The organism is Carboxylicivirga sp. M1479 (assembly GCF_007097485.1).
GTDB lineage: Bacteria > Bacteroidota > Bacteroidia > Bacteroidales > Marinilabiliaceae > Carboxylicivirga.
In genome coordinates, this window is the sequence record NZ_VKDE01000043.1 from 23,904 (window position 1) to 32,154 (window position 8,251).

The window sequence follows — 8,251 nt, forward strand, 5'->3', positions numbered from 1 at the left end:
AATTATAATTAAAGTGCTTTAGTATAATGAATCGTTTATTAAGCTTAGTATTATTGAGCCTTACTATGGTAGGAGCTCTTGCTCAGGATAATGTTATTTTATCTATTGAAAATCAGCAGTTCTCAGTTGATGAATTCAATTATATTTTCGAAAAAAATAATGCTTTAACCCAAGAGCCTGTCAGTAAAAATGAATACGTAGACCTGTTTGTCAACTATAAACTTAAGGTGGCCGAAGCAATGGCACAAGGGTATGATACTTTGAGTAGCTTTAAGCAAGAATTAAATTATTATAGAGACGAGCTGGCTAAACCTTATTTAAATGATAAAAAGGCAACTGAAGAAGTTGTTGAAGAAGCTTATCAACACATGTTGTATGAGATTGAAGCATCACATATTCTTATCAAACTGCCAAAATCGCCAAGCCCAAAAGATACATTAGAGGCCTATAACAAGGTGGCTAAAATAAAAAGCCAGTTAAGCAAAGGAAAGGATTTCAAACAGATGGCTATTGAGTTTTCTGAGGGGCCCTCTGGAAAGAACGGTGGTCATTTGGGTTATTTTGGTGCTTTTATGATGGTATATCCGTTTGAAAAGGCGGCTTATAATACTCCTGTTGGTGAAGTGTCGGACATAACGCGTACTTCATTTGGATACCATTTGATTAAAGTTCATAACAAGAGAAAAAACCAAGGTGAAATATTAGTTGCTCACATTATGAAGGCTTTTCCCTATCAAGCCAACGAGCAAATTCAAAACCAATCTAAGATCGCAATTGATTCTATTCATCGTAAGTTAATGAATGGTGAGTCGTTTGATGAGATGGTAGCGCAGTTTTCTGATGATAAACAAACAGTAGCCAATAAAGGACAGCTTCCTTGGTTTGGTTCGGGGCGAATGGTGCCTGAATTTAGTGATGCAGCCTTTGGTTTGGCAAAAGATGGCGATATTTCTCAACCCGTTAAAACACAGTTTGGTTGGCACATTATTCAGCGTTTAGATAGTCGCCCTGTTAAACCAATTGATGAATGCAAGGATGAAATTATGCAAAAGATAAAGCGCGATGAGCGTGCTTTTGCTGGAAAAAAGGCGACCGTTGAGCGATTAAAAAATGAATATAATTACACGGTTAATGCTAATGATTATCAGCAATTGACTCAAATTGTAGTTAAGAATAGTCAATTGGAAAAAGAGGCTTTCATTAAAAAGATAAATGATGCTTCTTTAAAAGTTGCCTCATTCGCTGATGTAGTTTTTGATTCTGAGAAGATAGCCAATGAAGCCTTTCCGTTTAATTTGCCTGAAAAAGGTTTAAGCGATGCTGATTTTCAACAAGTGTGGGATGCTTATGTTGAAGACGAATTGCTTGCATATGAGAAGAGTCAATTGGAAGCGAAGTATCCAGAATTTAAGTTTCTGATGAACGAATACCACGATGGTTTATTAATTTTTGAGATTAGTCAAAAGGAAATTTGGAACAAAGCATCAAACGATAGTATTGGTTTGGCTTCATTTTACGAACACAATAGTTCGAATTATATTCTGGACGAACATTTTGAAGGGCAACTATATTATTGCAAATCAAAAAAAGTACTGAAACAGTTGAAAAAAGCTTTAAAGAAACAACCTGAACTGGTATTAGACTCATTAAGTGCTGAATTAAAAGATAATATCTTATTGAAAGAAGGGCGTTTTTTTAAAGGTGATGAAGTGCAGTTAGATGCCCAGATTTGGAAAGAAAAAGCTAGTGTTATCAATGTCAATTATCCATACTTATTCACGCAAGGAACAAAAGTAGCAGAAAGTACTCAGATGCTTGATGAGGTAAGAGGGCGTGTTATTTCTGATTATCAGGAGCAGTTAGAGAAAGAATGGATTAACTCACTACATGAAAAGTTTAAACCAGAGGTAAATACTTTTGTAATTAAGTAACAATACTATACTTTCGGCAAATTATTTGATTAAAAAGTGTTTTCATGAATCAAAAATATGTATTTGCCAGCCTTTTTGTGCTGTTTGCTATTTTTCTCACTAGTGCCTGTAAGGTAAATGGTGAACAAGAGCAAGCTGAACCTTTGGTACGCATTAATTCCACGGTGTTAACCAAAGGGAAAGTGTACGATGCGGTGCCAAACAGTTTGTCGAAAGAAGATAGCGCCATTTTTGCACAGGATTTTATTAACAGGTGGATTCGTTCAGAATTGTTATTGAGTAAGGCTGAGTTAAACCTTACGCCTGGCGAAAAGGATGTTGAACAATTACTGGAAGAGTATCGTCGTTCGTTGTTAATCCACCAATATCAGCAGAAGTTGTTGGAACAGAAATATAGTCCCTTAATCACCAGTTCCGAAATTAAATCGTATTACAACGATATGATTGATAACTTTAAACTATCAGAGCCTGTAATAAAAGGAGTTTTTGTTATTGTGCCAAAGTCGGCGCCAAATATTGATGATGTAGAAAAGTTGTATCGATCAGATGAGGCTGAGGACATTGTAGCCTTAGAAGCCTATTGCTTTAAGAATGCGAAAAAATATGAAGTGTTTCTTGATCATTGGTTAACTATGCAGAATATTAACAAACGCCTGCCAGTGGCCTTAAATCGTCCAGAGCGTTTTATTCGGAACAATAACTATTATCATACAACAGATTCTTTATATCAATACTTTTTGTCGATTAAAGACTATAAAATGAGCGGTGAGGTGGCTCCCTTAGACTTTGTTGAGAGTAAAGTAAAAGCTATCCTTTTAAATAAAAAGAGGCTTGAATTTATAAAGCAGCTTGAAAAGGATTTGTATGACGAAGCCTTGAAAGGAAAGTATATCACTTTTTATTAAATCCAAGGTAAGAAATGGCTTGATGCCATTGGAGCAACTTTAGATTTAATTCGAGTGTTTTCGTTAAATTTAAAATGATTTTTCAAGCCGAATCAACAAGATTTAATCATGGGCTTTTGAGGAGTATCTATTGTAACTCCTAAGTGGCTAAAAACTCCACTACAATTGATAATTGCAGCAAAAAATTATGTAGGTTTGCAATTGCCTTTTTAAGATGCCATAATTTGTTGGAGAGAATTAATGGCAAGTGCATCTTGAGACTTGAATAAGAAAAAGATATACAAAATTAAAAGTATGAAGAAATTCATTAAGATAAGTACATTATTATTAGCGTTAACTATCTCGTACCAAGTAGTTGAGGCGCAAACCAATGTCATTGATGAAGTAATTGCTGTAGTGGGTGATAATGCTATTCTTAAATCCGATATTGAGCATCAGTATGAACAGGCTTTAGTTGAGGGTGCCAATTATGCTGGCGATTTAAAGTGCCATTTGTTTGAGCAAGCTTTGATTAGTAAGTTACTATTAAACCAGGCTGAACTGGATAGTGTTGAAGTTGGAGAGAACGAAGTTGTGAACCAGGTTGATCAGCGTGTGAACTATTTTATCTCTCAAATAGGAGATAAAGAGAAGCTAGAAGAATATTTTAATAAGTCGCTGTTGCAAATTAAGCGCGATCAAATGGAAATGGTGCGCACACAAATGCTAACTCAGCGTATGCAACAAGAAATTACGAAGGACATTAATGTTACCCCTGCTGATATACGTGGATACTACCGAAACTTGCCAAAAGATAGTTTGCCTATGGTGCCAACACAATACGAATTACAAGAGATTGTGTTGCATCCGAAAGTAGACCAGGAAGAAGTAGATCGCGTAAAGGCTCAGTTGAGAGGGTTTCAAAAGCAAGTGAATGAGGGGCGAGATTTTGCTACTTTAGCTGTATTATACTCTGAGGATAAAGGATCGGCTACACGAGGTGGAGAATTAGGCTGGATGCCACGTTCTAGTTTAGTGCCTGAGTTTGCAAGTGTGGCTTTTAATATGCAGGATAAAAAGAAAGTATCAAAAATTGTTGAAACTGAATTCGGTTACCATATTATTCAACTGATTGATCGTAAAGGAGAGCGCATTAATTGTCGACACATTCTAATTAAGCCAAAAATTAATGATGAGGCTCGCAAAGAAGCTGAAGCAACATTGGATACCATCAGAGGTTTAATAGTTGATGAAACCATGTCTTTTGAAGAGGCTGCCTTGCGTTTCTCAATGAATAAAGACTCACGTACAAGTGGCGGACAAATGGTAAATCCTCAAAGTGGAACGGCAAAATTTCAAATGTCTGAAATACCAGTAGCCATTAATAAAGAGTTGCAGAATTTGAAAGAAGGAGAGATGTCTGAATCTTTCTTTATGTTAGATGAACGTAAAGGAAAAGAAACATTCAGACTGCTTAAGCTTAAAAGAAAATCTCCTCCGCATAAAGCCAGCTTAAAAGAAGATTATCAATTGTTACAATCCATGTTAGAAAATAGCATGCGAAAAGAAACATTAGATAAATGGATTATCGCCAAGCAGCTTGATACCTATATTACCATTGATGAAAAATGGGTAAATTGTGATTTCGAATATAGCAACTGGATCACCAAGTAGCAGCTTTAAAATATTATATCAATTGAAGCTCTGGGATTTTATTCCAGAGCTTTTTTTTGTGATTGATACATTTTGGACGAAAAAAAACAGGTTCATATGTACATGAGGTGATAAAAATGTTTAAATTTGAATTATTGCAATTATGTAAGGTGTGAAACGAGTAACCTATCAGTTCAAAAACTCCCATTTAGAAGCTTATTTTTGGTTAATCGCCCTTGTTTCACTAGCCGTATCATCACCTGATGATGCATCGCATTACACACTTTGTATTTTTAAAAATTTAGGTTTTGACTTTTGTCCGGGTTGCGGATTAGGGCATGCAATAACATACTTATTTCATGGCCAGTTAATTGAATCTTGGCAATCACACCCTTTAGCACTTGTTGCTATTATTGTGTTAGTCTATAGATCAGTCAGCATCTTGAAAAGAGGCATAACCATAACACGTTAAAAAAACAGACTATGAACAAAATTTACACCTTATTGCCAGAAGTAGAAGGCGAAGAAGCTATTTTTCTTGATTCGCTGATGAAGGATATGAATGAAGAGCAAGCTCAAAACTTCATTCTTATTTATCGAGGACGTCGCAAAGACTCTCAAACGATTTTATTGACTGCATTACTCGGGTTTTTTGGGTTTGCTGGTATTCATCGTTTTTTTATTAACCATATTGGTATGGGTATCTTGTATTTTTTTACAGCAGGTTTATGTTTTATTGGTACCATAGTTGATGTGGTAAATCATAAAAACCTGGCTTTTGAACACAATCAGCAAGTGGCTCGCGAAGTGAAGATACTACTAGGCTAGTCTTCATCAAAGATATACGGTAAAGCTCCACTGGTTGGGGCTTTTGTTGTTATTGGATTATATATTTCTGCTTTTAATAACTCTTGCGGATAAGGCTTTATGTAATCTGATATGCCTTGTTGAGAGGAGGCCTTTAACCAAGCATTTTCATCCTCATGGCTAAGAATAACTGGCATACGAGCTTCCTTTAGTTTGGGGTTATTATGAATTGTAGTCAGCATGGCATTGGCTGTTGTGGTTATAATAGTGCATGAATGAGTATTGATGCCAGAGGAATTGTCAAGCCATTCGCTCCACAACCCAGCAAGCATTAACGGTTCGTTATCTCTACTTGTGATGTAATATGGAATCGTGCCTTTATTTTTATGATGATACTCATAAAAGCCAGCAACCGGCATTAAACAGCGTTTGTGCATTGAAGCTTCCTTAAACGATGGCTTTTCAAAAATTGTTTCTCCTCTTGCATTCAGTGTTTTGTTCCAGATATCCTTGGCCTGTTTTGTGTTTTTTACCCAATTAGGTATTAATCCCCAAAACGACAAAATAGGATGATGTGGTCTTTCGTTCGTGTATATGATTACTTCTGGGTGCGTAAAGCCTGAAACCTTTTCGTGATCTTTAAAGCGTTTTAACTCCTTTTCGTATCGTTTTATATCTTCAGATACACCGTAGTGCCGCGCTCTTTTTAAAGCTTTTTCGATTAGAAATTTAGCTGAATAACACATGACTTGTTTTATTAATCAAACACTTAAGGACTGTATTTGTTGATTATATGAATGAAAGTGATTTATATACATCAATCGGTAAAATGTATACACAGAACATTTGTATTAGAATTAGTTTTGTTATCAAATTAAAATCTAAAATATGCAAGCAACAGCTTTAATTACAGGAGCATCAACAGGTATTGGTAAGGATTTGGCAGAGATACACGCTAGTAAAGGTGGCGATTTAGTTATTGTAGCCCGAAGCAAAGATAAATTGGATACAGTGAAGTCGGAGTTGGAATCTAAGTACGGTATTAAGGTATTAGTATTGGTAAAGGATCTAACGAAGCTTACTGCTGCACAAGAGGTTTATGATGAGGTTAAAAAAACTGGTTTAAACATTGATATTCTTATAAATAACGCCGGATTTGGTGGTTTAGGACAGTTTAATGAGCAAAATCCAGAGTTGTTAATGCAAATGATAAATCTTAATGTGACAACGCTAACACTGTTAACCCGCTTGTTTATGCCCGATTTTCTTGAAAGAAATAGAGGTAAAGTACTTAATGTTTCATCTACAGCCAGTTTAATGCCAGGGCCATTACAGGCTGTTTATTTTGCAACGAAGGCATATGTTACCTCATTTAGTAATGCTATTGCCGAGGAATTACATAATACAGATGTGACAGTAACCAACCTGATGCCTGGAGCTACGGAAACGGATTTTGGCTCTCGTTCAGGTATGGATAAAACGGAGATGTTTAAAACTGCAGTTAGTTCAATGGGAGTGGCAAAAGCAGGTTATGCGGCTATGATGAAAGGTAAGCTAGATGTAATTTCAGGCCTTACGACTTCACAAAAGATGATGATGGCCATGATTCCTTTTATGCCTAAGAAAATGATGCTATCGCAAATGCGTAAGATGCAAACAGTTTGATGCAGCATGTTAAAATAACAAATCCGCCTTGCGTTAGGCGGATTTGTTGTTTAACATGTTTGTGACTAAGAAAGTCAATAATCGGAATTGATGAATCGGGAATTAACTAATAATACTTACTCGTTTTAGCCCTTTTATATTGATGATCTTTATGGTGTCCTTGTCCATGTCTATTAGTTTTTCACGTAGAAAATCATTGAGTGATCGACTAACGGACTCTTTGGATGTGCCAATCCAACTCGCCATATCGGTTCTGGATATGCGCAAGGGAAATTGTTCGCCTTCTTTCACCTGAAACAGGTTCATTTGTTTGATTAAGATGTTCGCTGCTCGTCCGCGAACTGTTTTCTGACTCATGTCGATGATGGATGTGCATGTGTCTTTCATCTCAGAGCAAGCCTTTTGTAGCATTGAAAAAGCTAAGTTACTATCTGTTTTAAAGGCATATTCTAAGTTGTTGTTTGATAATTCACATAAAACTGAATTGATCATGCACTCACAGCCTGTAACTTCCGGTTGGTCTGTGAATTGCGAATAATAGCCAACAATTTCGCCTTCGCGTACTAAACGTACAATTTGTTTTGTGCCTTTAGCGCCAATGCTATATAGTTTAACCATGCCTTTTTTAACCAAATAAGCAGTTCTTGATTTACTGTTGGCATCATAAATGGTTTCGCCACTACGGTACATCGAACATTTATCAAATGAAGTAAATAACTGACCATTGTTTTCCATAACGTTTTCCATCGGAGTACATTTTCTAGGTTATACGAATAATGGGACATGGAATAAGAAAAAAAGAGACACCAGATTTCGCCAGAAAAGTGCCTCTTAACTTAAACCTTTTGTACTCTATAGACACTCATATACTCGTATAGGGTGACAATGGCATAACTTTTTTTTCTATTTGGGATCTTTATTTATGAATAAAGCTATTTACGAAGCTGTCTCTTTTGAAGCAATTCGCGAATTATTTTGCACTAGTAGTTGCTTACTTGTGTTAATCGACTGTGTTCTTTTATTGAAGATGGGATATCGGTTTTAATAAGGTATATAGCTTATTTATAGCTTACTCTAATGATAAAAAGTAGAAGCCTATTATAGATACGTTATTGTATAAATGTAATTGTCTAAAATAAATATTTAATGTTACATATTAAACATAGATAAGTAATGAGGGTGTCCAAAATTACGGCATCCTCTTTTTTTATGTTTTAAAATTGAATCGCGTTTGTTAATATGCTATACCGCTGAGAGGCTGTAGTTGAGCTGGTATTTTGTTTTAAAGCTAGATATGGAGGCTATTATTCG

The 8,251-nt window shown here is 35.8% G+C and carries 8 protein-coding genes; 6 read left to right on the top strand and 2 right to left on the bottom strand.

Going from position 1 to position 8,251, the window contains the following annotated elements:
- Positions 1-26 precede the first annotated feature (26 nt).
- The 5 genes from FNN09_RS19590 (at position 27) to FNN09_RS19610 (ending at position 5,296) form a co-directional block, all read left to right on the top strand.
- On the top strand, positions 27-1,931 hold the full coding sequence (locus FNN09_RS19590; protein ID WP_143304187.1) for a peptidylprolyl isomerase: 1,905 nt from the start codon (positions 27-29) through the stop codon (positions 1,929-1,931).
- Between the two features lie 44 nt (positions 1,932-1,975).
- Positions 1,976-2,836: a hypothetical protein gene (locus FNN09_RS19595; RefSeq protein WP_143304188.1), complete on the top strand. Its 861-nt coding sequence runs from the start codon at positions 1,976-1,978 to the stop codon at positions 2,834-2,836.
- Between the two features lie 294 nt (positions 2,837-3,130).
- Complete coding sequence (locus FNN09_RS19600; protein WP_143304189.1) at positions 3,131-4,489, top strand: peptidylprolyl isomerase; 1,359 nt, start codon at positions 3,131-3,133, stop codon at positions 4,487-4,489.
- A gap of 151 nt (positions 4,490-4,640) precedes the next feature.
- Positions 4,641-4,940 (top strand): DUF2752 domain-containing protein, encoded by a 300-nt coding sequence (locus FNN09_RS19605; RefSeq protein ID WP_143304190.1) that lies wholly within the window; start codon positions 4,641-4,643, stop codon positions 4,938-4,940.
- 11 nt (positions 4,941-4,951) lie between these two features.
- Positions 4,952-5,296, top strand: a complete 345-nt coding sequence (locus tag FNN09_RS19610; protein ID WP_185969079.1) for a TM2 domain-containing protein — start codon at positions 4,952-4,954, stop codon at positions 5,294-5,296.
- Here the strand turns inward: FNN09_RS19610 and FNN09_RS19615 are convergent.
- Entirely contained in the window at positions 5,293-6,021 is a 729-nt protein-coding gene (locus FNN09_RS19615) for an SOS response-associated peptidase (protein ID WP_143304191.1), read from the bottom strand. The two genes, FNN09_RS19610 and FNN09_RS19615, sit on opposite strands and share 4 nt — an antisense overlap.
- Before the next feature lie 142 nt (positions 6,022-6,163).
- On the opposite strand from FNN09_RS19615, the gene FNN09_RS19620 reads away from it, so the two are divergent.
- A complete protein-coding gene (locus FNN09_RS19620) occupies positions 6,164-6,940 on the top strand; it encodes an SDR family oxidoreductase (protein ID WP_143304192.1) in 777 nt (258 codons plus the stop codon).
- Between the two features lie 102 nt (positions 6,941-7,042).
- On the opposite strand, the gene FNN09_RS19625 is transcribed toward FNN09_RS19620, so the two are convergent.
- A complete protein-coding gene (locus FNN09_RS19625; RefSeq protein WP_143304193.1) occupies positions 7,043-7,687 on the bottom strand; it encodes a Crp/Fnr family transcriptional regulator in 645 nt (214 codons plus the stop codon).
- Positions 7,688-8,251: the final 564 nt, after the last annotated feature.

Bases quoted from the DNA above. Each gene is read 5' to 3' on its own strand.
- FNN09_RS19590 (WP_143304187.1), top strand. From the start codon at position 27: ATGAATCGTTTATTAAGCTTAGTATTATTGAGCCTTACTATGGTAGGA.
- FNN09_RS19595 (WP_143304188.1), top strand. From the start codon at position 1,976: ATGAATCAAAAATATGTATTTGCCAGCCTTTTTGTGCTGTTTGCTATT.
- FNN09_RS19600 (WP_143304189.1), top strand. From the start codon at position 3,131: ATGAAGAAATTCATTAAGATAAGTACATTATTATTAGCGTTAACTATC.
- FNN09_RS19610 (WP_185969079.1), top strand. From the start codon at position 4,952: ATGAACAAAATTTACACCTTATTGCCAGAAGTAGAAGGCGAAGAAGCT.
- FNN09_RS19615 (WP_143304191.1), bottom strand. From the start codon at position 6,021: ATGTGTTATTCAGCTAAATTTCTAATCGAAAAAGCTTTAAAAAGAGCG.
- FNN09_RS19620 (WP_143304192.1), top strand. From the start codon at position 6,164: ATGCAAGCAACAGCTTTAATTACAGGAGCATCAACAGGTATTGGTAAG.
- FNN09_RS19625 (WP_143304193.1), bottom strand. From the start codon at position 7,687: ATGGAAAACGTTATGGAAAACAATGGTCAGTTATTTACTTCATTTGAT.